The following is a 23,823-nucleotide window of genomic DNA, read 5'->3' on the forward strand; positions in this document are numbered from 1 at the left end:
GATGACACACGGTCCAGGGCGCCGGAGGATTTCAGCTCCTCAGCGAATACGGCAGCAGCCCGCATCGGCCCCACAGTATGAGAACTAGAGGGCCCGATCCCGATCGAGAAAAGGTCAAAGACTCCAACAGCCATTGTAGTTCCTAACTAAAGATTGCGGTCGGGGTGGAGCGGCCAGGACATCCTCTGCATGCTCGGTCGCGTAGACGCCCGCTGCGCGGACGTGACGCTCCCTTAGACGCATGCTGCCGGATGCCCCGCCCACTCCGGAGGCACGTCGCCTGGGCAGATGCACACAAGGGGGCGGCGGAGCCGGGCTTTTCGAAAGCGTGCGTCAAAGCGACGAAGTGGGCCCACACCGGCAGGGTTCCCTGGCCGAGCTTGCGAGGCTAGGGTGCCGGTGGGGAGCACGCGTGAAAAGTCCGGTCCGCCGTCGCGGACGCAACCGGGACAAGGCACTTAGGCGAGGTTCGTGACGCCCGGGTACAGCGGGTGGGCGGCGGCGAGGGCTTCGACGCGGTGACGCAGGGACGAAAGGTCTGCGTCGGCGTCGGCCGTTAATGCCTCGGCGATGATGTCCGCAACCTCGCGGAAAGCGTCCTCGCCGAATCCGCGGGTGGCGAGCGCCGGGGTGCCGATGCGCAGGCCCGAGGTGACCATCGGCGGACGCGGGTCGAACGGAACGGCGTTGCGGTTGACCGTGATGTCGATGGCCGCGAGGCGGTCCTCGGCCTGCTGTCCGTTCAGTTCGCAGTCGCGGAGGTCCACCAGGACCAGGTGCACGTCCGTGCCGCCGGAGACCACGCTGATGCCCTTGGCAGTGACATCCGGCTGGACCAGGCGCTCGGCCAGGATCCGGGCGCCGGCCAGGACGCGCTCCTGGCGCTCCTTGAACTCGGCGGACGCGGCGATCTTGAACGCCACGGCCTTGCCCGCAATCACGTGCTCCAGCGGGCCGCCCTGCTGGCCCGGGAACACAGCCGAGTTAATCTTCTTGGCAATGTCGGCGTCGTTGGTCAGGATGATGCCACCGCGGGGACCGGCAAGGGTTTTGTGCGTGGTGGAGGTGGTGACGTGCGCGTGCGGCACCGGCGAGGGGTGCAGTCCCGCGGCCACCAGCCCGGCGAAGTGGGCCATGTCCACCATCAGGTAGGCGCCCACCGAGTCGGCGATCCGGCGGAACTCCGCGAAGTGCAGCTGCCGGGCGTAGGCGGACCAACCAGCCACGATCAGCGCGGGCTTGGTCTCCTGCGCCAGGCGCTCCACCTCGGCCATGTCCACGGTGTGGGTGTCCTCGCGGACGCCGTACGGGACCACGTTATAGAGCTTGCCGGAGAAGTTGATCTTCATGCCGTGCGTGAGGTGGCCGCCGTGGGCCAGGTTCAGGCCCATGATGGTGTCGCCCGGCTTGATCAGCGCGTGCATCACCGAGGCGTTGGCCTGGGCGCCGGAGTGCGGCTGCACGTTCGCGAAGTCCGCGCCGAACAGTGCCTTGATCCGGTCGATGGCGAGCTGTTCAATCACGTCCACGTGCTCGCAGCCGCCGTAGTAGCGCTTGCCCGGGTAGCCCTCGGCGTATTTGTTGGTCAGCACGGAGCCCTGCGCCTGCATGACCGCGACGGCGGTGTGGTTCTCCGAGGCGATCATCTCCAGGCCGTCGCGCTGGCGGGTGAGTTCGTCGTCGATCTTTGCGGCGATCTCAGGATCCAGGGCGGACAGGTCCGCGTCCAGCGACGGGGAAACGACCTGTTCGAAGGCGGTGCTTGTGCCCGCGGCCGCGGCGCTCACAGCTCGCCGCCGTTTGCTGCTGCGTACTCTTCCGCCGACATGAGCGGGCCTTCTTCGGTGACGGCCACCTTGAAAAGCCAGCCGGCGCCGTAGGGATCGTTGTTGATCAGGGCCGGATCGGAGACCACCTCGTCATTGATTTCCACAACTTCGCCGGTGACCGGTGCGTAGAGGTCGGAGACGGACTTGGTGGATTCCACCTCGCCGCAGGTCTCCCCCGCAGTCACCGTGGAACCAACCTCGGGCAGGTCCACGTACACAATGTCGCCCAGCGCTTCCGCAGCAACAGCCGAGATACCAATGTTGGTAGGCCCTGATCCGTCCGCAGCAACCCACTCGTGCTCGGCGGAGTACTTCAGTTCAGCAACAACTTTTGCCATATGTATCAATCCTTCTATCTGGTGTGCGAAAAGTGAGAGAGCGTTTGGCTAAAACCCACATTTAGTGCGAGAGCGTTTGGCTAAAACTCGCATTAAGTGAGAGAGCGTCGAAGGTACAAACGGTGACGATGGGGCTGGCATCCGGCAGCGTGCGTCAAAGCGACGAAGGAGCAGCACGCAGAGGATGTCAGCCCCGGCGTCACCCACGAGGGTTACTTCGGGCGCTTGTAGAACGGGAGTTGGACTACTTCGAAGGGCTCCGGCTTACCGCGGAGGTCGATGTTGAGGGCGGTGCCGGGTTCGGAGTGTTCGACGTCGACGTAGGCCAGGGCGATCGGGTAGCCGAGGGTAGGGCTTGGCTGGCCGGAGGTCACCTCACCCACAACGTTGCCGTCCTTGAGGACCGGGTAGTGGCTGCGGCCGGCGCGGCGGCCCAGGCCCTTGAGCCCCACGAGCTTGCGGCCGGAGGTGGAACCGGCGCCGAGTGCCTTGAGTTCGGCCAGCACGGCCTTGCCGATGAAGTCCGATTCCTTGGCCAGCGAAACCACCGGGCCCAAACCGGCGGCGTAGGGGTTGCCGTCGCGGGAGAGCTCGTTGCCGTAGAGAGGCATGCCGGCCTCGAGGCGCAGCGAGTCACGGCAGGCCAGACCGGCCGGGATGAGGCCCTGGCCGGCGCCAGCTTCCAGCAGAGCCTCCCAAAGGCCGGCGGCGTCCTCGTTGGGGACGTAGATTTCGAAGCCGTCCTCGCCGGTGTAGCCCGTGCGGGCCAGTAGCAGCTTCTGGACCGTACCGTTGACGGCGATGCCTACCTCGACGGCGGCGTAGTACTTCAGCTCCGTCACCAGCGACTGCTGCTCGGCCGGGACCAGCGTCAGCAGGATGGCCTCGGCGTTCGGTCCCTGCACGGCAATCAGCGAAGTCTCGGCGGACACGTCCTCAACAGTGACGTCGAAGCCGGCGGCCCGCTTGGCCAGCTCAGCCGCCACTATTTTGGCGTTGCCGGCGTTGGGGACCACCAGGTACTTGGCTGTTCCGTCCGCAGCCGCGGGAAGGCGGTACGTGATGAGGTCGTCGATGATGCCGCCGTCTTCATGGCAGATCAGCGAGTACTTGGCCTTGCCCACGGCCACGGCGGACAGCTTGCCGGCCAGGGCGTAGTCGAGGAAGGCTCCGGCGTCGGGGCCGGTGACCCAGACCTCGCCCATGTGGGAGAGGTCGAACAGGCCGGCCGCCTTCCGCACGGCGTGGTGCTCGGCCAGTTCGGAGCTGTACTTGAGGGGCATCTGCCAGCCGCCGAAGTCGGTGAAGGAAGCGCCCGCAATCTTGTGCTGCTCGTAGAGCGCTGTGTAGTTCTCAGTCATCGAAAATTCCTTAGTTCTCAAATGCGGTGTTGTCCTCGAACGCCTCGAGCGGCGGGCAGGAGCAGACCAGGTTGCGGTCCCCTGCTGCGCCGTCGATGCGGCCCACCGGGGGGAAGTACTTGTCCTGCCGGAGCGAGGCCACCGGGAAGGCGGCCTGCTCGCGCGGGTACGTCCGGTTCCAGTCGGAGGAGACGACGGCGGCTGCCGTGTGGGGTGCGTTGCGCAGTGGGGACTCCTCAACAGTGAAGTCGCCGGCGGCCACCTGCTCGATCTCCTTGCGGATGGTGATCATGGCTTCGATGAAGCGGTCGATCTCCGCGAGGTCCTCGGACTCGGTGGGCTCCACCATGAGCGTGCCGGCCACCGGGAAGGAGAGCGTGGGCGCGTGGAAGCCGAAGTCGATGAGGCGCTTGGCCACGTCCTCAGCCGTGACCCCGGTACGAGCCGTCAGTTCGCGGAGGTCCAGGATGCACTCGTGCGCCACCAGGCCGCTCTCGCCGGTGTAGAGGACCGGGAAGTGCTCATCCAGGCGGGCGGCTACATAGTTGGCCGCGAGCAGTGCGGACTTGGTGGCCTCGGTCAGGCCATGGCCGCCCATGAGCTTTACGTAGGCCCAGGAAATCGGGAGCACGCCGGCTGAGCCGAAGCGCGAAGCGGAAATCGCAACACCGTGGCCCTCTTCATGAGCGGCCTTGTTGGCGTCCCCCGGCATAAACGGTGCCAGGTGCGCCTTGGCAGCGACCGGCCCGACGCCGGGTCCGCCGCCGCCGTGCGGTATGCAGAACGTCTTGTGCAGGTTCAGGTGCGACACATCGCCACCGAACTTGCCCGGCTGAGCCAGCCCCACAAGAGCGTTCAGGTTGGCGCCGTCGACGTACACCTGGCCGCCGGCCGCGTGGATGGCGTCGCAGACTTCGCGGACGTCGGCGTCGTAGACGCCGTGGGTGGACGGGTACGTGATCATGATGGCCGAAAGGACGTCCTTGTGGGCCTCGATCTTGGCCTGCAGGTCGGCGTGGTCAATCGTGCCGTCGGCTGCGGTGGCCACCACAACAACCTTCATGCCGGCGAGTACTGCCGAGGCAGCGTTGGTGCCGTGCGCGGAGGCCGGGATCAGGCAGACGTTGCGCTGCGCCTCGCCGCGGGAGTGGTGGTAGCCGCGGATCGCGAGCAGCCCGGCGAGCTCGCCCTGGGACCCGGCGTTGGGCTGGATGGATACCTGGTCGTACCCGGTGATTTCAGCGAGGTCGGCTTCCAGGCCGGCGATGAGTTCACGCCAGCCGGCGGTCTGGGAGTCCGGGGCAAACGGGTGGATGGAGGCGAACTCGGGCCAGGAGATGGCTTCCATCTCGGCGGTGGCGTTCAGCTTCATGGTGCAGGAGCCCAGCGGGATCATGGTGCGGTCCAGCGCCAGGTCCCGGTCCGAGAGGCGGCGGATGTAGCGCAGCAGCTGGGTCTCGGAGCGGTGGGTGTTGAACACCGGGTGCTGCAGGTAGGTGGAGGTGCGCAGGACCGCTTCTGGCAGTTCGAAGCCCTCGGCGGACACCACCGGCCCCGCGCCAAAGGCGACCACCACCGCGGAGAGGACCTCCGGCGTCGTGGTTTCATCGACTGACACGCCAACTGTGTCCGCATCGATGAGGCGCAGGTTGATGCCGCGGGCTTCGGCGGCAGTGATCACCTTCGCGGCCTTGCCGGGTACGCGGACGGTGAGGGTGTCGAAGAAGGTCTCGGACACCAGTTCGCGGCCGGCGATCTTCAGCGTGGCGGCGAGGGCGCGGGCGTTGTTGTGGACGGCTTGGGCGATCGCCTTCAGGCCGTCGGGGCCGTGGTAAACGGCGTAGAAGGACGAGACGATGGCGAGCAGCGCCTGCGCGGTGCAGATGTTGGAGGTGGCCTTCTCGCGGCGGATGTGCTGCTCGCGGGTCTGAAGGGCCAGGCGGTAGGCGGGGACACCGGCGTCGTCCTTGGAAACGCCGACGATGCGGCCCGGGAGGGTGCGTTCCATGCCCTGGCGGACAGCCATGTAGGCGGCGTGCGGACCGCCGAAGAACAGCGGGACGCCGAGGCGCTGGGTGGAGCCGACGGCGATGTCCGCGCCCTGCTCGCCCGGCGGGGTGATCAGGGTGAGGGCCAGGAGGTCGGCGGCAACGGTGACCAGGGCGCCGCGCTCCTTGGCTTCGGCGATGACGGCGGACTGGTCCCAGACGCGGCCGGAGACGCCGGGCTGCTGGAGGACCACGCCGTTGATCTCACCTTCGGGCAGGCCTGCGGTGAGGTCGGCGATTTCCACCTCGAAGCCCAGGGCCTCGGCGCGGCCCAGCACGATGGCGATGGTCTGCGGCAGGAGGTCGGCGTCCAGGACGGTCTTGCCGTCCTTCGCCGTCTTGTTCTTGTTGGCGCGGCGCATCAGCAGCACGGCTTCGGCCACGGCGGTGGCTTCGTCGAGGAGGGACGCGTTCGCCACCGGGAGCGCGGTGAGGTCCTGGACCATGGTCTGGAAGTTCAGCAGTGCCTCGAGCCGGCCCTGGGAAATCTCGGGCTGGTACGGGGTGTAGGCGGTGTACCAGGCGGGGGCTTCGAGGATGTTGCGGCGGATCACCGGCGGGGTCACGGTGCCGTAGTAGCCCTGGCCGATCATCTGCACGGCCATCTTGTTTTTGCCGGCCAGCTTGCGGAGTTCGGCGAGGACCTGGACTTCGCTGAGGGCGCTCTCAAGGGTGAGCGGCGTGTCCTGGCGGATGGAATCGGGCACCGCGCTGTCAACGAGCCCATCGATGCTGTCGTAGCCGACAGCCTTGAGCATGGTGTCGACGTCGGACTGGCTGCGCGCGCCGATATGGCGGTCCGCGAAGGTGGTTGGGGACGATTGAACCGTCATGAGAGGAACTCCATAATTCAGGTGGCGCCTCAGCACCACGTTGATTCGGGTTCCTCCCCGCTCTGTATTGGACCTGAGAGTTTTGCGTTGCCCTGCCGTTTCGCAGGGCGCCGCTTGCACCGTCGGTGAGCCCGGTTGCCCGGACTGCTTTCCAGAGTTGCCTTGCCGCGGCGGTACGGGGGCCTGAGAGATTCCTGGGGAGGATTTGCTCCTACGGCGCCTGCAGAACGTACCGGCAGGACTCTCCCGCCGCAGATCATCAGCACGTGCCACTGGTGGGTGACACGGCTCACAGGCTATCCGGTTACTGTGCGGGATGCAAAACGTGGGGCCGGTTAGGGGCACCGGGAAGCTGACACGCGGAACGCGATACGGGATAATTGAAGACCCTTGAAGACGGGATGAGTCACGATGACCAGCCACACCATTGCCGTCCACATCACGGTGGACGATCAGTCCCACCCCGCAGCGGTCTCCGAATTGCTCGCTGAGTTGTCGTCCCGCTTCAAGGAGGTCACGCGGGCCGAATTCATGCTGGGCGGGCAGCGCTGGGGCGGCGCGGAAACGCTTAACGTCCGCCGGGTGAAGACCGCCGCCGATGTGGTGGCCGTGTCCGCCCGCGACCGGAGGCACCTGGCGGCGCAGCTGGAGGTGGCCCTGGCGCATCGCGAAGCCGGTTACGGGGATGCTGAGGTGGTTGCGCTGTGGGAATTCGCCAACAGCCTCGCGCGGACGCTCCGAATCAGCGGATCGGACTGGCTGTGAAGGTGGCGGGCGAAAACTAGTGCTTTTTGGGGCTGGCTTTCCTGCCGGTTCGGAACCCTGCCCAGAACGCCAGGACGAGCAGGCCTACGACGGCGACTGCCAGGCCGATCTGGGTCCCCTGGGTTACGAAGGCCATGCCGCTCCCGCTGAAAGGCTCGTTGCTCAAGGGCGCGTAGGCGAACCAGCCGACAAAGTCACGGTTCAGATATGCGATCAGGCCGCCAACCAGCACGGCAGCGGCGCCCGCGAAAGGCAGGACGGCGGTGACGCGCTTGGCGGGTTGGGACGGCTCGCGTTCCCCGGATGTGCTGATTTCCCCCATGCAGGCGAGTCTAGCGGGCACTCACCGCACGGGTTTAGGCTGGCCGGATGTTGACCATCGGCAGCACCGTCCTCGGCGTCAACGACGTCGCCCGCGCCACCGACTTCTGGCACGCCGCCCTCGGCTATGTCCCGCGGGAACCGGGTGACGATACGTGGGTGACCCTGGTGCCGGCGTCGGGCCCGGGAGCACAGCTGGCTCTCATGGTGAGCGAGACGCCCGTCCAGGACCACCCGCGCATCCACCTGGATCTGTACGCGGACAATCAGGACGCTGAGGTGGAACGGCTGATCGGGCTCGGCGCCCGGCGCGTTGACTGGGACCTGTACCCGGAGGACCCGGATTTCGTCGTCCTCGCCGATCCCGACGGAAACCGGTTCTGCGTCATCGACAAGAGCCCGCGGTAGTTTCGCGGCGTCGCCATCGAGGCACAGAAGGCGGTCAGCGGACGACGACGGAACTTCCCGCCGTCGTCCGCTGCCTTGGCAGGGCCCTCCATTGCGCCCCTTGCCCGATGCCGCGGCTAGGCGGCTAGCGGCATATCGAAGAGTTGCTCGGCAAGAATGATCAAGTGGCGGGGAGCGTCGCCCTCTTCGCCGGGGTGACCGTGGCCCAGGAACAGGGCGGTTCCGTGAACGGTTTCGTCGAGGTCGATGCCTGCCTCGCGGATGAGGACTTCGGCCCGAAGATTCTCCGTGTGCTTGATCCCATCGCTGTCCAGGTAGGCATGCCAGTCCGTGCCGGCGATCTGCCCGATGCCCCCTGCTGCCACTCGCTGCAGTGCTGCCAGGTCCAACTCCACGGATCTGATGTGGACCGGCTGAACCAGGCGGGCAGGGATTATCAAGGCGTTAAAGGATGTGTTCATGGTGGTGTCCTTGGAACTCAGTGCTTGGCGCGGCGCCTGTGCGCCGCCGGGGTGACGCGGGCAGCCGGGCGGGCTAGGAGTCCCGCAACCGGCTGCCCGCGGGCCAGTTAGCGCTGGTTTTTGCGCGGCTTTACGAAATTGATTTCGCTGTTTTCGCTTTTAGCTCTTTTGTCGGCTCTTTTTTCGAGGATCGACTTGCCGACTTTTTTAGCGGCACCGCTTTTCGGGGATTTTCCTGACATCGGAATCACGCCTTTCCATGCTTTGCGTTACCCGATACCATACCGGCTTTTATTTTTAATGCCAGTCTGCAAAGAAAGCCCAACTTCTGCCGCAGCGGCTGCGTCAGCGAGGGGTGCGGAGCATGACCAGTTCCGTTACGCCACTTTCCCAATCCTGACCTGCGGTCCGTTGCCTGTATTTTTCAGTCAATTCCCACAACACAATTCAGAATGCCGCGGATTTGTTTTTCGCGATTGTCAGTGGTTACGCGCCAATTCCAGCTCTCCTGCTTTTTCGGGCTTCGATGCTGTGATTGTTGGGGCCTCAGTCCACATGGGGAAACACGAGGACTATGTCCGGGACTTCGTCCAAACGAACCGAGCGATCCTCGAAGCATCCAGTTCCTGGTAGTTCCGGAGGCAGCATCACAAGGTGGCGGCTTCCTCCTCCGCCAGCCTGATCATCCGAAGCTCGTCCTCCACGGCGCGGGACGGCCAGTAGTCCTTGGACAGCTCGCTTGCCCGGATTCGATCCGCATCCGGGAAGAGCTTGCCGAGCAGGCCGGCCGCCTGAAGCAGGGCGATCAGCACGATCGTCCTGGGGTCGGGCGCCTTGGACTTGGCCCCGGGTGCGTTGGCACCAGGTCCAGCGTATCCGCCCGGGGTGGCGTCCGCGGTCCCGGCGCCGGATGCCACGTCATCCGTTGAGGAGGTATCAGGTGCCTCGAGGTTGGACGACGGACCGCTGAGTGCGGCCTGGATCTTCTGCATGAGCGCCGCCTCCGGAGCATGGTCCTTCTCCGGGAACCGCACCGCCCGGAACCGGCCCAGGTGCTTTTCACCCACATGTTCCACGATGCCCAGCGACACGAGCCCGTCGTAGACACGCAGCACTTCTGCGCGGCTCTCCAGCACCGAGACCCACCACTTGGGGGTGTGGGGCCGCGACTTGCTGCGGATGAGTTCCAGTTCACGTTCGAACTCGGTTTCCGGAGTTGTTCCCGTGACCCTGACGCGATGCCCCTGCAGCTCGAGCGCGCCGAGGAGGTGCAGCTCGGCCAGGATCGCCCCGGCCACCGTGGTCCTGAGTGCAAACAGCGGCACCTCAGGTTTGCCGTTCGTGTCATTCGTTGCCAGAAGGAGGAAAGCCTGGGGAAGGCTCAGCTCCACCGCTGAAGGTGTTGCAGCATCCATAGGACCATGGTGCGCCCGTCACAAGGCCACCACAACGAAATTTTCCCGGACGACGGCGGGACGTCCCGCCGTCGTCCGAATCCCCGCCTTAGGAGGCCCGAGTGAAGGTCCCCAGCCCGGTCCTGTCGTAGAAGTCCAGGGTGACGCTTTGCGGGAAGCCGCCGCTGGCTCCGGCGAACAATGCACCGGCCAGGCCGTTGCTGTTCTCGCCGATGGATTCGAAGCTGAAGGTGTCGCCGTCAAAGTGCGTGAGCGGGAACGTGGTGGGACTGCCGCTCGGCCCGAGTCTCATGGTCAGTTTCCCGCCTTCCTCAAGGACCACCAGCGGGCCAAAGTAGGGGTTCTCGAAAATGCCTGTGTAGGCGTTGTTCGCCCGAGCCGGGGCAGGGTTGGGTGGAACGATGGTGTAGTCCACCTTGGGTTTCTCGGACTCGTCAATCTGCTTGAAGACGCCGGCGGTGAATGCCAGCCAATCAACCGTGGGCGATCCGTGCTGGGCCGTGTCCAGGAAGCCTGCGGCGATCGCCTCCGGAATTCCCTGCGGGCGGCCGTTGGTCAGGGCCACAATGCCCAGCTGTTCGCCGGGAAGCATCAAGACGGCGGTGGCTGCACCGAGATTGAACGCGCCGGAGTGTCCCAACTGGACACGGGCCTGGTCGTCGTAGGAGACGTTCCAGCCGAGCCCATAGAAACGGGAGCGGGCAGCCGGGGCCGACGCCGCCCCGGAGATTGCATGGGGAACGCGGGTTGCCTGGAGTGCCGCCGGATCAATAACGGGCTGACCGTCGTAACTGCCGTTTCCCAGCTGCAGACGAAGCCACTGCGCCAGGTCCCGCACCGACGAACTCGCGCCCCCGGCCGGGGCCTCCGCATCGGCGTTGCGCTGGTATTTCGCGGCCCACTCCTTGTTCCCCAGCGGCACGTGAATGATGGCCTTGTTGGTGGCTTTCCCGTAGTCCGAATGACGGTAGCTGCTCGCGGACATCCCCAGGGGCCGGAACAGGACCTCGTCGGCCAGATCCTCCCACGTCATCTTCATCGCGTCGGCTGCTGCCTGACCGGCCTCCGTGAAGCCGAAATTGCTGTAGTTGTAGCTGGACCGGAACGTATCAAGCGGCTCCTGGTTGAGATGGCCGAGGATGTACTCACGATCGAATCCAAGGTCCTCCAGCAGGTCACCCGAACCTGTCCTCAGTCCGCTTTGGTGCGACAGCAGGTCAGCAAAGGTGGCATTCCGCGTGACGTAGTCATCCTTGAGCGCAAAGTCCGGGTTGTAGCCAATGACGGCGTCGGTAAAGCTGAAGACCTGGCGCCCCACCAGCCCTGCCACCACGGTGGACGCCAGGGGCTTGGACACGGAAGCCACCTGGAACACCGTGTCAGGGGTGATCTCCTCCGGCTTCCCCACCTCACGGACGCCGAACCCCTTGGAGTACACCACCTCATCCCGGTACACCACGGCCACGGCCATACCCGGCAGCCCGGTGCTGTCCAGGGCGTCCTGGATTTGTCCGTCGAGCTTTTCCAGGGCATTCTTGACTTTCGCCTGGTCCAGCAGTGGTTCGATCTGTCCCGGCGGGGCCGGGAGCAGTGGTGCCGACGTCGCTGACGCTTGCTGCGCAGATCCGACGGTGCAAGAGGACAGCAGCGGCATGGTGGCGACTCCGGCCGCCCCAATCCCGGCCGCCTTGAGCACCGTACGTCGGTTCGGGAAAACGGAACCATTATTCATTTCGAATCCTTGATCCTTGGGCATGAGTGCTGACCGCAGGCCCAGCCATCCCGACAGCCTTAATGGTGAACCCCGCGCAGCAACCAGACAATGGATGCTGCGGAAGTTCGGCGGGCTTAAGCTATTACCAGCACGTCCTTTCCAGCATCCGGGAAGTTCATCATGGACACTGAAACCGCCGATGTGACCGGTCATGATGTCACCACCATCGTCTGCGTGTGCGGCAACACCGTCAGCCAGGACGGGCTGATCCAGGCCAACGCACAGGGCGTACCCGTTTTCGCCGGCGGAGACACCCCGGCCCCCGCAGAGCTCGCCGCCTGGCCCGCCGACGAGGACCTCTACACCCTGTGCCCCACATGCGGCCGGGTGTACCGCGATTCCGTCATCGAGGAGACGGGAACCGCGCCCGTTGCGTTCCGGGTGGACGTCGCCGCCAGCCAGATCGCCGAGGCCATCCGGGTCCACTGGAACCTCAGCACCTGAACCTGTCCGCAGGGTCCTGCCGCAGGACCGGGCGGGCGTACGACGGCGGAACCTCCCGCCGTCGTACGCTTGCGTGTCGCACCCGGAGGGGCTGCCGGTGCGCCCCGTTGCTGGCACACTGGCCCAATGAACGAGGCACTCTCACCTTCCCGCCGGCCCGGCATCCGTGCAGCGATGTTTGTTGATTTCGACAATGTCTTCACCGGCCTGCAGGCCCTGGATCCGCTGGCGGCGAAGCGGTTTGCCGAGGACCCCAAGCATTGGGCTGACGCATTGTCAGCCAGCGGATCAGGAGAGGGGCCCCGCCGCTTCCTGATCCGTAACTGCTACCTGAACCCGACGGTGTATTCGAAGTACCGCACCTACTGGACCCGCGCCGGGTTCCGCGTGATCGACTGCCCCTCGCTGACGCAGCGCGGCAAGAGCAGCACGGACATCAACCTGGTGCTGGACGCCATGGACGCACTCTCCGGCAGTGGCGGCATCGAGGAGTTCTTCATCGCCTCGGCTGACGCCGACTTCACCTCCCTGATCCAGCGGTTCCGGGCCGCCGACCGGATGACCACGGTCATCGCTGCCGGTGCCGTGGCCTTCGCCTACCGGGAAATGGCGGACCATGTGGTGGAGTCGCACGACTTTGTGGCGATCCTCAACGGCACCACCGCTGATCCCATCCACGCGGTGGCATCCGCCAAACAATCGCAGGCACCTGCCGCAGCCAAGGCGAAAGCCAAAGCCAGCTCGCCGGCCATCCGTGAGGTCCTGGACTTCGTCCGCACCGCGCCGGGACCGGTGGTCGGCGCGATGGTGGCGCACCGGGCGCTCACGGCAGATCCTTCGTTGAAGACGGACTGGGGCGGCTTCGGGAAGTTCGGGACGTGGATCTCGCAGGTGGGCAAGGACATCGAGTATTCGGCGGCGCAGGGCGGCTGGGTGTGGGATGCGAAGCGGTTCTCCCTGGAGGATCTCCCGGTGCCGGCCGACCAGCAGCCAGGCATCGAGGAGCAGGTCACCCGGGTGACGGACGTCCCGGCTCTGTCCGCAGCCCAGTTCCGGCAGATCTTCCAGGCGATGGCAGAGCGGCTCCGCAGCCACCCGCCGCTCAACCGCACCGAACTGTCCCGGCAGGTAAGGGACGACTGCGTCAACGCAGGCCAGCCGGTTTCCCGCAGTGCCGTCAGCTTTGTCCTGCAAGGCCTCGCCTACGCCAACTTTCAGCTCAGCGACGAAGCGACCACCACCGATCTGGCAGCAGCGTGGACGGCGAACGTGGAGGAACTCTGCCGCGTGGCGCTGCTGGAGTTCGACGCCGCAGAGAAGCTCGCGGTGCGGCGCTGGGCCAGCGGCGGACTGCTGGATCACTGACTCCGGCGGACGGTTTGGCCCATAGCACCAACGCGGTTAAATTGGTGGCGATGATCTCTATTGACCGGGACGATCCCTCTCGCGCTGATGTCCACCAGCTCCTCAACGAGCACCTGGCGGACATGTTCGCCACCTCGCCTGCCGAGAGCGTTCACGCCCTGGACCACACCGCACTGGCCGCACCGTCGATCACGTTCTGGACCGCCCGTGAAGCCGGCGACCTGCTGGGCTGCGGCGCCCTGAAGCAACTGCACTCCCCTCCCGGGGATCCCCTGCACGGCGAGATCAAGTCCATGCGCACCACGGCGAGCGCACGGGGACGGGGCGTGGCCACCCTGATGCTCGGGCATATCCTCGAGAACGCCCGGGCACGGAACCTCGAACGGATCTATCTTGAGACCGGCACCGAGGAGTACTTCGCTCCCGCGCGGCGCCTGTACGCCCGGAACGGCTTCACCGAATGCCCGCCTTTTGCCGAGTACACCCTGGATCCCAACAGCGTGTTTATGGAGCTCCGCCTCTAAGCCGGGGACCCAACTAACTGAAGCGCACGACGGCGGGTGGCCACCCGCCGTCGTCCGCTTCCTTCTGCCTGGACTCGGCAAGCAGTCTGGACTCGACAGGCCGTCCGCACTCGGCATGGCCCATTGCCGAGAAACCGCTTTCTGGGTAGTGTCCTTCTCAGTGCCCGGACGTGACCGGCGTCATAGCAGCCGCTGGCCGAGGCACGGTTCATTTCCAATGACGGAAGAGAGAACATGCGAAAACGCAGCACCTTATCCATGTCCGCAGCCATGGCAGTGGCGGGAGCACTGTTGATGTCGGCTCCAGCGGGGGCGGCGCCGAATCCGGTGGCCGGTCCCGCCGCCCAGACGGCCCAGAAGCCCTTGGAGCGCCAGGTTCTGGCTGCGGGGAACGGCTGGGCATCTGCCGGAACGGGGACCACCGGAGGGTCAGCGGCAGCGGATGCCCACGTCTTTGACGTCTCCACCAAGGCTGAACTGCTGGCAGCCTTTGCAGCCGCGGGCACCGCCCCGAAGATCATCCGCGTCCACGGCACCATTGATGCCAACACCGCACCTGACAGTTCAGCTCTTACCTGCGAAAACTATGCCGAAGGAACTGGCTATAGCCTGGAAAATTACCTTCAGGCTTATGACCCGGCCACGTACGGCCGCAGCCAGGCACCCGCAGGAGCGCAGGAAACCGCCCGAAAAGCAGCCGCGACCAAGCAGGCCAGGAACATCCGCGTGGACATTCCCAGCAACACCACCATCGTGGGCGCCACCCCGGACAGCACCATCACCGGCGCAGCCCTCCGCATCAACGGCGCCAGCAACGTGATCGTCCGCAACCTCACGGTACGGGACGCCCACGACTGCTTCCCGGGCTGGGATCCCACCGACGGCGCCGAGGGGAACTGGAACAGCGAATACGACATGCTCCAGATAATCAACGGGGCCACGAACGTCTGGATCGACCACTCCGAATTCACCGACGCCCCGAACCTGGACAGCTCCCAGCCGGTCCACTTCGGCCGCCCCTACCAGGTGCACGACGGCGCCGTGGACGTCACCAACGGCTCGGACCTGGTGACCATGTCCTTCAACCGCTTCGCGGACCATGACAAGCTGCTCCTGATCGGTTCCACTGATTCGCCCGGACGCGGCGACCCGGGCAAGCTGCGCGTCACCATCCACCACAACGTCTTCGAAAACGTGGGCCAGCGCGCCCCGCGGGTCCGCTTCGGCCAGGTGGACGTGTACAACAACCACTTCAACGTGACCGAGGACAGCACCGTCCCCTACGGCTACACGCTGGGCGCCGGATTCGATTCCCACCTCTACGCTGAGGCGAACGCCTTCACCCTGCCGGCCGAAATCGACGCCGCAGACATCATCACCCGCTTCAAGGGAACGGCAATCACCACCATCGGGAACGCCGTCAACGGCAAGGTCACAGACCTTCGCGCCGTGTACAACGCCGCCGCCGCACCCGCCGAGCAGCTGGCCGAGGACACCTCCTGGACCCCCACCCTGCGCACGCAGGTCCACCCGGCTCAGGCTGTTCCGGCACTGCTCCGGAACTCCACCGGTCCCCTCTTCACCGCAGGAGCGGGGCGCTGATGGCTGCGGTCCTGCCCAGCCGGCGCCGTGTTCTCAGCTCCCTGGCGTTGACCGCAGGAGCGTTGGCCCTCCCGGGCCAGGGCGTGGCGAACGCCTTCCCCCAAGCCGACCCCGACCCCGCCAAACCCCGCACCAGGCCGGTCATCTTCGTCGTCGGGGACTCGACGTCGTCGGCCTACCAGCAGTCCGAACGCCCCCGCGCCGGCTGGGGACAGGCCCTGCCGCTCCTGCTGGGGCCGCAGTCAGCTGTCTTCGACTACGCCTGGTCGGGCGCCTCCTCCAAGAGTTTTGCGGACGCCGGCCTGCTGGACCGTGTGCTGGCCCTGATACAGCCGGGCGACTACCTGCTGGTCTCCTTCGGCCACAACGACGAGAAGGTGGCGGATCCTGCCCGGGGCACGCTCCCGGGCTCCACGTACAAGGCGTACCTGAGCCGGTACATCGACGGCGCCAGGGCACGCGGAGGCAAACCCGTCCTGGTCACCTCCGTGGAACGCCGGCGTTTCGACTCCTTCGGGAACGCCCAGGGTTCCCACGGTGCGTATCCGCAGGCCGTGCGGGAACTTGCCGCCTCCACCGGCACCCCGCTGGTGGACCTGACGGCCTCCTCAAAGGAGCTGTGGCAGCGGCTGGGGCCGGAAGGCACCAAATCGCAGTTCCTTTTCCTGGCCCCCGGCGAGCACCCGCAATATCCGCATGGTTCCGAGGACAACACCCACTTCCAGGCGGCCGGCGCCCTCGCCGTTGCCCGGCTCGTTGCCCGCGAACTGCAGTCGAAGGAGATTGTCCCGCCGGGCTACTTCCTGAACATTAACGCCGGCACCGATCCGCTGCCGGGCATGTACTGGCCCGCTGAACGCCCCGTGGATCTCCCGGTAACGCTCGACGTCGGACCGGGCCAGGCGTTCGCGACCGTACAGTCCGCCGTGGACTCCGTCCCTCCGGGCAGACCCCAGCGGACAGTCATCAGGATCAGTCCCGGCACATACCGGGAAGCCGTGCGGGTGCCCGCTGACAAGCCCCGGATCTCGTTCATCGGACAGGGCGGGCGGCCGGAGGACGTGGTGCTGGTCTTCAACAACGCATCCGGCACGCCCAAGCCGGACGGTAACGGGAACTTCGGCACCTCAGGCAGCGCCTCTGTCCGGATCGACGGTCCGGACTTCGTTGCCCGGAACCTGACCATCAGCAATGATTTTGACGAGGCCGCCAACCAGGGGATGAAGGACCGCCAGGCCGTCGCGCTGCACATCACGGCAGACCGCTCGGTGCTCGCCGGCGTCAGGGTGCTCGGCAACCAGGACACCCTGCTGGTCAACTCACCCGGGGCGGGTGTGCAGGCACGGTTCTACTTCGACAACTGTTACGTGGAAGGAGACGTCGACTTCATCTTCGGCCGCGGAACCGCCGTTTTCAGCGGCTGCGAGATCAAGTCCCTGAACCGCGGCTCGGCAACGAACAACGGGTACGTCACCGCAGGAAGCCTGGACCTGGCGATCAAGCACGGCTACCTCTTCGACCGGTGCCGGCTGGTCTCGGACGCGGCGGCAAACACTGTCCACCTGGGCAGGCCGTGGCATCCCAGCGGTGACCCCCGCGCCGTGGCACAGGTCCTGGTCAGGGACTCCTGGCTCGGCGCCCACATTTCCGGCATGCCATGGACGGACATGAGCGGCTTCTCCTGGCGCGAGGCCCGGTTCCACGAGTACAACAACCGTGGCCCCGGCGCGCAGGTGACCGCCGACCGCCCACAGTTGCCCGCGAATGAGGCCGGCAACCACACGGTCCGGACCTACCTGCAGGGAACGGACGGCTGGGCGCCACAGCTCGGAGGCACCCTGGCGGACTGCAGCGTTGTGCCTTCGAAAGTGGCCGCTTAGCTTCTGAGCCACCGCAGAGTATGCGGGACGACGGCGGGTTCCCGCCCGCCGTCGTCTGCTTCAGTTTGTCTGCACTCGGCAAACGTGCAACTTCTAGAACTGCCCGGTGGGGCCGCTGTCCTTGACGTCGCCGCGCCAGCCGCCGGTTTCGGTCCCGCGCGATTCAATGAACTCCTTGAACTTCCGCATGTCGGCCTTGACCTGCATCTCATCGATCTTCAGCGCCGCGCCTGCTTTTTCCGTCAGGGTTTCCGGTGCCCACTCGAAGTGGACCTTGACCTTTGTGTGGTTGGCGTCCAGCGGCGTAAACCGAATGATCCCGGCATGGGACTTGCCATCGGTGCTGCGCCAGGCGATCCGGTCGTCCGGTTCCTGGTCAACTATTTCCGTGTCGAACTCCCGCTGGATACCGCCCACCTTGGTAACCCAGTGGTTGGTGGTGTCGGTCAGCTGGGTTACGGATTCCACGCCGGACATGAACTGCGGAAAGGATTCGAACTGGGTCCACTGGTTGTACGCGGTCCGCACGGGAACTGCGACGTCAACGGTCTCTTCAACGTGTTCCATCTGCTTCCTCCTGTGATGACGGACGGCCGCAACGACGGACCGGCAGCACGTGCCATCCTGCCAGTCAGGCAGCCGCCACCCCTGCACGATAAGTCCGGCGGCTACCGGTGTCCAGACCCTCGGAATCCGCAGGACGACGACGGCGGGAGGCACCCGCCGTCGAACAACCCGATGACATTGATCGCCGCCGTCGTAGGCTACTGAGTAGGCCGGAGCCCGAATGACCGGCCTCGGGTCCCGAAGGGAACATCGAGTGGACAGTAGTGCTGGTTACTGGTTCTTGAGTGGCAGTGAACGGGGGAACTCAGCCACGGACGTGCACGCGGAAGGCGGCGGATCGCCGTCGTGGTCAGAGGGCAACCTCGTGCGGCCCCTGGTTCACGGGGCCACCTACTTCGCCCGGCTGCATGAGGAGCTGTCGGCTCTGGACGCCGGCGACCGTGTGTGGTTCACCGACTGGCGCGGCGACGGCGACGAGCGGCTTACGCCGGACGGCCCGACGATCGGCGACCTGCTGGCGCGGTTGGCCCGGGCCGGAGTGGAAGTGCGCGGCCTGATCTGGCGATCCCACGGCGAGCGCATATCGGCCCCAATGAGCTGGCGATCCAACGAGCTCCTCAGCCGCCAGATCAACGACGCCGGGGGCGAGGTTCTGCTGGACCAGCGGGTGCGGCTCTTCGGCTGCCATCACCAGAAACTGTTCGTCATCCGCCGCCGCGACGACCCTTCGCAGGACATCGCGTTCGTGGGCGGAATCGACCTCTCGCATGGCCGCCGGGACGACGCCGGCCACGCGGGAGATCCACAGGCGGTGGACATGGATCCCCGGTACGGCAAACAACCCCCGTGGCACGATGCCGCCCTCGAACTGCGCGGCCCGGTGGTGGCAGACGTGCTGGAGTTGTTCGCGGAAAGGTGGAATGACCCCCACCCCCTGGACCGGCGCACACCGTACCGGATGCTGCTGCAGCGCCTGGCCGATATGCCCCGGCATCCCGAGCCGCTGCCGGAGACTGCGCCGCCACCGCCACCGGCCGGCCCGCACGCAGTCCAGCTGCTGCGAACCTACGGTGTGAAGCATCCGCCGTTCCCGTTCGCACCCGGCGGTGAGCGGAGCGTTGCCCGGGCCTACACCAAAGCTTTCGCCCGGGCCCGTTCGCTGATTTACATCGAGGACCAGTACCTGTGGTCGGCAGAGGTCGCAGCTGGAATCGCAGCGGCCCTCGAACAGAATCCCGGGTTGAACGTCATCGCCGTGGTGCCCCGCTACCCGGACTCCGACGGTCCGCTCGGAGGGCCGCCCAAGCGGCTGGGGCAACTGCGCGCCATCGAGAGGATCAGCCGCGTTGCACCGGGCAGGTTCGGCGTGTTCAACCTGGAAAACACAGCCGGGACTCCGATATATGTCCACGCCAAGGTCTGCATCATCGACGACACCTGGTTCACGTGCGGATCGGACAATTTCAACCGTCGGTCCTGGACCACGGACAGCGAGCTGACCTGCGCGGTCATCGACACCTCAGCGGGCCAGGAGGAAGCGGCCGGCACCGGTCCGGGGGCTTCCCGGCCGTTGGCCCACGGGCTCCGGCGCCAACTCTGGGCCGAACACCTGGGCGTGGACGAGAATGACCCCCAGCTCGACGACGCGGCCGCCGGGCTCAAACTGTGGAACGCCGCCGCTGACGCCCTGGACCAGTGGCACACAACCGGCCGAGGTTCGCCCCGCCCCAAGGGCCATGCGCGGCACCACGAGACAGAACCCGTGTCGCGGTTGCAGCGTCGCTGGGCGGACCCTGTCAACCGCTTCTTCGTGGACCCTGACGGCCGCCCCCGCCCCTTGCGCGGCACTACCCGGTTCTAGGCGAGCAATTCCCTGCTGAAACGGAGGACAAGGTGTGCCGCGCCCAGTGGATAGCCATCGAAAGTGCACTCGTCCGGGTTAGGCAATAGTCTGGCCAGATGGGGACCAAGGCCGTGAACTCCGGCGAACAGATGGACAGGCAGTCGCGCATTCTTGAGGCGGCGCTGGATCTGCTGTCCCGCCACGGGATTTCAGGCGTGAGCATGCGGGCGGTGGCCCGCGAAGCCGGCGTGGCGCTTGGCCTGGTGAACTACTACTACGACGACAAGACGAGCCTGATACGGGCAGCCCTGCGCCGGGTGGACGAGCACGACCTCCGGCTGGTGGCGCCCGACCCGTCGTCGGACCCGGAGGAACAGCTGCGCAAGGCGCTGCGCCGGGTGGCGGCCGCCGATCTGTTGACCACCCGCTACCTTTCCCTGCGGCTGCACCTCTGGGCCCTCGCCCAAGCGGACGAGGGGTATGCGCAGATCAACGCCGAGGCCTTCGACCGCTATCTCGACGGCCTCGCGGCACTGGTTTCCAACGCCCAGCCCGGTCTTTCATGGGAGGTTTGCAGAGAGCGGGCGGCCGACATTGTTGTCATCCAAAACGGCATGTGGCTGACGGCGCTTCTCGGCGTTGATGAGGCCTCCATCCAGCGCAGTATCGCCCGCACAGAGGAAATCGCCTTCGCGCCGCTTCAGGACCACACCCTCAAGGAACACAGGCTCCACGATTCCTAACCCCGGGCCACGTGCCGGGAGAAATCCATACGTAGCGTTGAACGAATGTTCAAAAAATTATTGAACACTCGTTCAATCTGGATTACTGTCCTTCCTATGACTTACGCCACACCCCTTAGGGATGCCGCCCCAACCACGAAAACCGAGACAGCAGCCACCCTGTTCATCAACGGTGCCTGGGAGCCCGCCGTTTCCGGTGCTGTCCGGGAAATCCGCAACCCCGCCGACGGCGAGCTGGCTGCCACAGTGTCAGAGGCCGGCCGGGAGGACGCCGAACGTGCCATCGCCGCAGCCCGCAATGCCTTCGACTCCGGAATCTGGTCGAATGTCCCGGCCCCGGAGCGCGGCACCTTCCTGCTCAAGGTCGCCGCCGGACTGCGCGAACGCCGGGATAAGTTCGCGCGCGCCGAGTCGCTGGACACCGGCAAGCGCATGGCCGAAAGCCACATCGACATGGACGACATTGCCGCTTGCTTCGAATACTTTGGCAGGCTCGCCGGTCAGCAGGCGGGACGCATCGTCGACGCCGGGAACCCCGCCGTCGTCAGCAAAATCGTCTACGAGCCGGTGGGGGTCTGCGGCCTGATCACCCCCTGGAATTACCCGCTGCTCCAGGCCGCGTGGAAGATCGCACCCGCGCTGGCCGCCGGCTGCACCTTCGTCCTCAAGCCCTCCGAGCTGACCCCGTCCACCGCCATCCTGGCCATGCAGCTGCTGCAGGACCTTGGCCTGCCGGACGGCGTCGCCAACCTCCTGACCGGCGCCGGCGCGGAGGCGGGTGCACCGCTCTCCGAACACCCCGCCGTCGACCTCGTGTCCTTTACCGGCGGACTGGAAACCGGCAAGCGCATCGCCGCGGCCGCCGCCGGCACGGTCAAGAAGGTGGCGCTGGAGCTTGGCGGCAAGAACCCCAACGTGGTGTTCGCGGACGCGGACTTCCACCCCGCCGTGGACAACGCCCTGAACGCTGCGTTTGTCCACTCCGGGCAGGTGTGCTCCGCCGGGGCGCGGCTGCTGGTGGAGGAACCCATCGCCGAGCGCTTCGTGGACGAACTGGTCCGCCGTGCCCAGGAGATCCGCATCGGCGGCCCCTTCGACGAAACCGCCGAGACCGGGCCGTTGATTTCCGCGGCCCACCGCGACAAGGTCCACGCGTACGTCCAGCGCGGCATCCAGGAGGGTGCGCGGCTGCGGACCGGCGGTGCGGCACCGCAGGGAGAAAAGTACGACGGCGGGTTCTACTACCAGCCCACCGTTCTGGACCGCGTCCAAAGGGGAATGTCCGTGGTCGTGGACGAAGCGTTCGGCCCGGTGGTGACGGTGGAAACGTTCCGCACCGAGGACGAAGCTGTGGCGACCGCCAATGACACCATCTACGGCCTGGCCGGTGCGGTCTGGACCCAGGATGCCGGCAAGGCGCAGCGCGTGGCATCCCGGCTGCGGCACGGCACCATCTGGATCAACGATTACCACCCCTACCTGCCCCAGGCCGAGTGGGGCGGCTTCGGCCAGTCCGGCGTCGGCCGCGAGCTGGGCCCCACGGGCCTGGCCGAATACCAGGAAGCCAAGCACATCTACCAGAACACCAGCCCGCAGGTAACCGGCTGGTTCGCTGACCACGGCAAGGAGAACTAGATGCATTACGACAACATCGAGGGCCTCAGCGAGCGGGGGTTCGACTACGTCGTCATCGGCGGTGGATCTGCCGGGGCCGCCGTCGCCGCCCGGCTGAGCGAGGATCCGGACGTGACCGTGGCCCTCGTGGAGGCCGGGCCGGATGACCGCAACCTGCCCGAAATCCTGCAGCTGGACCGCTGGATGGAACTGCTGGAATCCGGCTACGACTGGGACTACCCGGTGGAGCCGCAGGAAAACGGCAACTCCTTCATGCGCCACGCCCGTGCCAGGGTGATGGGCGGCTGCTCGAGCCACAACTCGTGCATCGCGTTCTGGGCTCCCCGCGAAGACCTGGACGAATGGGAATCGAAGTACGGCGCCACCGGCTGGAACGCCGACGCCGCCTGGCCTCTCTACAAGCGGCTGGAAACCAACGAGGATGCTGGACCGGACGCGCCGCACCACGGCGACTCAGGCCCCGTGCACCTGATGAACGTGCCCCCGGCGGATCCTGCCGGCGTCGCACTTTTGGACGCCTGCCAACAGACAGGCATCCCCCGCACGAAATTCAACACCGGCACCACCGTCATCAACGGCGCCAACTTCTTCCAGATCAACCGCCGGGCGGACGGCACCCGGGCCTCCAGCTCGGTCTCCTACATCCACCCGATCGTCCACCGCGAAAACTTCACCCTGCTGACCGGCCTTCGCGCCCGCCAGCTGGTATTCGATGCGGACAAACGCTGCACCGGTGTGGACGTGGTGGACTCCGCGTTCGGCCGGACCCACCGGCTCTCTGCGCACCGCGAGGTCATCCTGTCCACCGGCGCCATCGATTCCCCCAAGCTGCTGATGCTCTCCGGCATCGGCCCGGCAGCGCACCTGGCCCAGCACGGCATCGAGGTCCTGGTGGACTCCCCCGGCGTGGGCGAAAACCTGCAGGACCACCCCGAAGGCGTGGTCCAGTTCGAGGCCAGGCAGCCCATGGTGCAGACCTCTACCCAGTGGTGGGAGATTGGCATCTTCACGCCCACCGAGGACGGCCTGGACCGTCCGGACCTGATGATGCACTACGGTTCCGTCCCGTTCGACATGAACACCCTGCGGCACGGTTACCCCACCACGGAGAACGGCTTCAGCCTCACCCCAAACGTCACGCACGCCCGCTCCCGCGGCACCGTCCGGCTGCGCAGCCGCGATTTCCGCGACAAGCCCATGGTGGATCCGCGCTACTTCACGGATCCCGAAGGCCACGACATGCGCGTGATGGTGGCCGGCATCCGGAAAGCACGCGAGATCGCCGCCCAGCCCGCCATGGCCGAATGGACCGGCCGCGAGCTATCGCCCGGCGTTGAGGCGCAGACGGACGAGGAGCTGAGGGAGTACATCCGCAAGACCCATAACACTGTGTACCACCCGGTGGGCACCGTCCGGATGGGCGCGGACGACGACGGGATGTCACCGCTGGACCCCGAACTGCGGGTCAAGGGCGTCACCGGGCTGCGCGTGGCGGATGCGTCTGTGATGCCCGAGCACATCACCGTCAACCCCAACATCACCGTCATGATGATCGGCGAGCGCTGCGCCGATCTCATCCGCGCCGGCAACACCGCTGGTGCTGCAAGGGAAGAGGTGGAGCTCAGCCCGTCCTTCGCCTGAGAGGCAAATTCGGGAGGTATCGATCC

23 protein-coding genes and 1 riboswitch are annotated in these 23,823 nt (G+C 66.2%); of the genes, 12 read left to right on the top strand and 11 right to left on the bottom strand.

Annotated features, from left to right (window positions below):
* The 5 genes from ACFVYC_RS04485 to gcvP form a co-directional block, all read right to left on the bottom strand.
* On the bottom strand, positions 1–134 hold a 134-nt coding region (locus ACFVYC_RS04485; protein WP_387547899.1), incomplete at its 3' end, for a serine dehydratase beta chain.
* A 324-nt stretch (positions 135–458) separates the two neighbouring features.
* Entirely contained in the window at positions 459–1,787 is a 1,329-nt protein-coding gene (glyA, locus tag ACFVYC_RS04490; RefSeq protein ID WP_387547165.1) for a serine hydroxymethyltransferase, read from the bottom strand.
* Positions 1,784–2,167, bottom strand: coding sequence for a glycine cleavage system protein GcvH (gcvH, locus tag ACFVYC_RS04495; protein WP_387547167.1), 384 nt, complete (start codon positions 2,165–2,167; stop codon positions 1,784–1,786). Before gcvH ends, glyA begins: the two co-directional genes overlap by 4 nt.
* A 212-nt stretch (positions 2,168–2,379) precedes the next feature.
* Positions 2,380–3,528 carry a glycine cleavage system aminomethyltransferase GcvT gene (gcvT, locus tag ACFVYC_RS04500; protein WP_387547170.1) on the bottom strand — a complete coding sequence of 383 codons (1,149 nt, stop codon included), beginning with the start codon at positions 3,526–3,528 and terminating at the stop codon, positions 2,380–2,382.
* 10 nt (positions 3,529–3,538) lie between these two features.
* A complete protein-coding gene (gcvP, locus tag ACFVYC_RS04505) occupies positions 3,539–6,409 on the bottom strand; it encodes an aminomethyl-transferring glycine dehydrogenase (protein WP_387547173.1) in 2,871 nt (956 codons plus the stop codon).
* Positions 6,410–6,570: 161 nt separating this feature from the next.
* Positions 6,571–6,668: riboswitch (glycine riboswitch) on the bottom strand.
* 152 nt (positions 6,669–6,820) lie between these two features.
* Between gcvP and ACFVYC_RS04510 the strand changes: the two genes are divergently transcribed.
* A complete protein-coding gene (locus ACFVYC_RS04510; protein ID WP_387547176.1) occupies positions 6,821–7,174 on the top strand; it encodes a hypothetical protein in 354 nt (117 codons plus the stop codon).
* Between the two features lie 16 nt (positions 7,175–7,190).
* Here ACFVYC_RS04510 and ACFVYC_RS04515 read toward each other — a convergent pair whose 3' ends face one another.
* Complete coding sequence (locus tag ACFVYC_RS04515; protein ID WP_387547178.1) at positions 7,191–7,496, bottom strand: hypothetical protein; 306 nt, start codon at positions 7,494–7,496, stop codon at positions 7,191–7,193.
* Positions 7,497–7,543: 47 nt separating this feature from the next.
* Between ACFVYC_RS04515 and ACFVYC_RS04520 the strand changes: the two genes are divergently transcribed.
* Complete coding sequence (locus ACFVYC_RS04520) at positions 7,544–7,903, top strand: VOC family protein (protein ID WP_387547181.1); 360 nt, start codon at positions 7,544–7,546, stop codon at positions 7,901–7,903.
* Positions 7,904–8,019: 116 nt separating this feature from the next.
* On the opposite strand, the gene ACFVYC_RS04525 is transcribed toward ACFVYC_RS04520, so the two are convergent.
* Positions 8,020–8,364 carry a hypothetical protein gene (locus ACFVYC_RS04525; protein WP_387547183.1) on the bottom strand — a complete coding sequence of 115 codons (345 nt, stop codon included), beginning with the start codon at positions 8,362–8,364 and terminating at the stop codon, positions 8,020–8,022.
* Positions 8,365–8,471: 107 nt separating this feature from the next.
* Complete coding sequence (locus ACFVYC_RS04530) at positions 8,472–8,606, bottom strand: hypothetical protein (protein ID WP_387547185.1); 135 nt, start codon at positions 8,604–8,606, stop codon at positions 8,472–8,474.
* A gap of 58 nt (positions 8,607–8,664) precedes the next feature.
* On the opposite strand from ACFVYC_RS04530, the gene ACFVYC_RS04535 reads away from it, so the two are divergent.
* Entirely contained in the window at positions 8,665–8,997 is a 333-nt protein-coding gene (locus tag ACFVYC_RS04535) for a flavodoxin domain-containing protein (RefSeq protein ID WP_387547188.1), read from the top strand.
* Positions 8,998–9,011: 14 nt separating this feature from the next.
* On the opposite strand, the gene ACFVYC_RS04540 is transcribed toward ACFVYC_RS04535, so the two are convergent.
* Positions 9,012–9,779, bottom strand: a complete 768-nt coding sequence (locus ACFVYC_RS04540; RefSeq protein ID WP_387547190.1) for a GPP34 family phosphoprotein — start codon at positions 9,777–9,779, stop codon at positions 9,012–9,014.
* 88 nt (positions 9,780–9,867) lie between these two features.
* The gene (locus ACFVYC_RS04545) at positions 9,868–11,511 is read right to left on the bottom strand and encodes a serine hydrolase (RefSeq protein WP_387547192.1); all 1,644 of its coding nucleotides are present in this window, start codon (positions 11,509–11,511) and stop codon (positions 9,868–9,870) included.
* A 162-nt stretch (positions 11,512–11,673) separates the two neighbouring features.
* Here ACFVYC_RS04545 and ACFVYC_RS04550 point away from each other — a divergent pair, with 162 nt between their 5' ends.
* From ACFVYC_RS04550 to ACFVYC_RS04570, 5 genes are all read left to right on the top strand, one after another.
* Positions 11,674–11,997 carry a hypothetical protein gene (locus tag ACFVYC_RS04550; RefSeq protein ID WP_387547195.1) on the top strand — a complete coding sequence of 108 codons (324 nt, stop codon included), beginning with the start codon at positions 11,674–11,676 and terminating at the stop codon, positions 11,995–11,997.
* Between the two features lie 126 nt (positions 11,998–12,123).
* The gene (locus tag ACFVYC_RS04555) at positions 12,124–13,362 is read left to right on the top strand and encodes an NYN domain-containing protein (RefSeq protein ID WP_387547198.1); all 1,239 of its coding nucleotides are present in this window, start codon (positions 12,124–12,126) and stop codon (positions 13,360–13,362) included.
* A 50-nt stretch (positions 13,363–13,412) separates the two neighbouring features.
* A complete protein-coding gene (locus ACFVYC_RS04560) occupies positions 13,413–13,886 on the top strand; it encodes a GNAT family N-acetyltransferase (RefSeq protein WP_387547201.1) in 474 nt (157 codons plus the stop codon).
* A gap of 234 nt (positions 13,887–14,120) precedes the next feature.
* Positions 14,121–15,488, top strand: coding sequence for a polysaccharide lyase family 1 protein (locus tag ACFVYC_RS04565; protein ID WP_387547204.1), 1,368 nt, complete (start codon positions 14,121–14,123; stop codon positions 15,486–15,488).
* Positions 15,488–17,368, top strand: a complete 1,881-nt coding sequence (locus ACFVYC_RS04570) for a pectinesterase family protein (RefSeq protein ID WP_387547207.1) — start codon at positions 15,488–15,490, stop codon at positions 17,366–17,368. The genes ACFVYC_RS04565 and ACFVYC_RS04570 overlap by 1 nt, the downstream gene beginning before the upstream one ends.
* A gap of 93 nt (positions 17,369–17,461) precedes the next feature.
* Here the strand turns inward: ACFVYC_RS04570 and ACFVYC_RS04575 are convergent, their stop codons facing one another.
* Positions 17,462–17,935 carry an SRPBCC family protein gene (locus tag ACFVYC_RS04575; RefSeq protein WP_387547210.1) on the bottom strand — a complete coding sequence of 158 codons (474 nt, stop codon included), beginning with the start codon at positions 17,933–17,935 and terminating at the stop codon, positions 17,462–17,464.
* Positions 17,936–18,188: 253 nt separating this feature from the next.
* Here ACFVYC_RS04575 and ACFVYC_RS04580 point away from each other — a divergent pair, with 253 nt between their 5' ends.
* The 4 genes from ACFVYC_RS04580 (at position 18,189) to ACFVYC_RS04595 (ending at position 23,797) form a co-directional block, all read left to right on the top strand.
* A complete protein-coding gene (locus ACFVYC_RS04580; protein WP_387547213.1) occupies positions 18,189–19,796 on the top strand; it encodes a phospholipase D family protein in 1,608 nt (535 codons plus the stop codon).
* A 98-nt stretch (positions 19,797–19,894) separates the two neighbouring features.
* Complete coding sequence (locus tag ACFVYC_RS04585; protein WP_387547214.1) at positions 19,895–20,521, top strand: TetR/AcrR family transcriptional regulator; 627 nt, start codon at positions 19,895–19,897, stop codon at positions 20,519–20,521.
* Positions 20,522–20,617: 96 nt separating this feature from the next.
* Positions 20,618–22,156: an aldehyde dehydrogenase family protein gene (locus ACFVYC_RS04590; RefSeq protein WP_387547217.1), complete on the top strand. Its 1,539-nt coding sequence runs from the start codon at positions 20,618–20,620 to the stop codon at positions 22,154–22,156.
* On the top strand, positions 22,157–23,797 hold the full coding sequence (locus ACFVYC_RS04595; protein ID WP_387547219.1) for a GMC family oxidoreductase: 1,641 nt from the start codon (positions 22,157–22,159) through the stop codon (positions 23,795–23,797). It begins immediately after the preceding gene.
* Positions 23,798–23,823: the final 26 nt, after the last annotated feature.

This window comes from Pseudarthrobacter sp. NPDC058329 (genome assembly GCF_042879835.1).
Lineage (GTDB): Bacteria > Actinomycetota > Actinomycetes > Actinomycetales > Micrococcaceae > Arthrobacter.

Coding starts and splice junctions, on each gene's coding strand:
- gcvH (WP_387547167.1), bottom strand. CDS start 2,167: ATGGCAAAAGTTGTTGCTGAACTGAAGTACTCCGCCGAGCACGAGTGG.
- gcvT (WP_387547170.1), bottom strand. CDS start 3,528: ATGACTGAGAACTACACAGCGCTCTACGAGCAGCACAAGATTGCGGGC.
- gcvP (WP_387547173.1), bottom strand. CDS start 6,409: ATGACGGTTCAATCGTCCCCAACCACCTTCGCGGACCGCCATATCGGC.
- ACFVYC_RS04510 (WP_387547176.1), top strand. CDS start 6,821: ATGACCAGCCACACCATTGCCGTCCACATCACGGTGGACGATCAGTCC.
- ACFVYC_RS04515 (WP_387547178.1), bottom strand. CDS start 7,496: ATGGGGGAAATCAGCACATCCGGGGAACGCGAGCCGTCCCAACCCGCC.
- ACFVYC_RS04520 (WP_387547181.1), top strand. CDS start 7,544: ATGTTGACCATCGGCAGCACCGTCCTCGGCGTCAACGACGTCGCCCGC.
- ACFVYC_RS04525 (WP_387547183.1), bottom strand. CDS start 8,364: ATGAACACATCCTTTAACGCCTTGATAATCCCTGCCCGCCTGGTTCAG.
- ACFVYC_RS04530 (WP_387547185.1), bottom strand. CDS start 8,606: ATGTCAGGAAAATCCCCGAAAAGCGGTGCCGCTAAAAAAGTCGGCAAG.
- ACFVYC_RS04535 (WP_387547188.1), top strand. CDS start 8,665: ATGCCAGTCTGCAAAGAAAGCCCAACTTCTGCCGCAGCGGCTGCGTCA.
- ACFVYC_RS04540 (WP_387547190.1), bottom strand. CDS start 9,779: ATGGATGCTGCAACACCTTCAGCGGTGGAGCTGAGCCTTCCCCAGGCT.
- ACFVYC_RS04545 (WP_387547192.1), bottom strand. CDS start 11,511: ATGAATAATGGTTCCGTTTTCCCGAACCGACGTACGGTGCTCAAGGCG.
- ACFVYC_RS04550 (WP_387547195.1), top strand. CDS start 11,674: ATGGACACTGAAACCGCCGATGTGACCGGTCATGATGTCACCACCATC.
- ACFVYC_RS04555 (WP_387547198.1), top strand. CDS start 12,124: ATGAACGAGGCACTCTCACCTTCCCGCCGGCCCGGCATCCGTGCAGCG.
- ACFVYC_RS04560 (WP_387547201.1), top strand. CDS start 13,413: ATGATCTCTATTGACCGGGACGATCCCTCTCGCGCTGATGTCCACCAG.
- ACFVYC_RS04565 (WP_387547204.1), top strand. CDS start 14,121: ATGCGAAAACGCAGCACCTTATCCATGTCCGCAGCCATGGCAGTGGCG.
- ACFVYC_RS04570 (WP_387547207.1), top strand. CDS start 15,488: ATGGCTGCGGTCCTGCCCAGCCGGCGCCGTGTTCTCAGCTCCCTGGCG.
- ACFVYC_RS04575 (WP_387547210.1), bottom strand. CDS start 17,935: ATGGAACACGTTGAAGAGACCGTTGACGTCGCAGTTCCCGTGCGGACC.
- ACFVYC_RS04585 (WP_387547214.1), top strand. CDS start 19,895: ATGGGGACCAAGGCCGTGAACTCCGGCGAACAGATGGACAGGCAGTCG.
- ACFVYC_RS04590 (WP_387547217.1), top strand. CDS start 20,618: ATGACTTACGCCACACCCCTTAGGGATGCCGCCCCAACCACGAAAACC.
- ACFVYC_RS04595 (WP_387547219.1), top strand. CDS start 22,157: ATGCATTACGACAACATCGAGGGCCTCAGCGAGCGGGGGTTCGACTAC.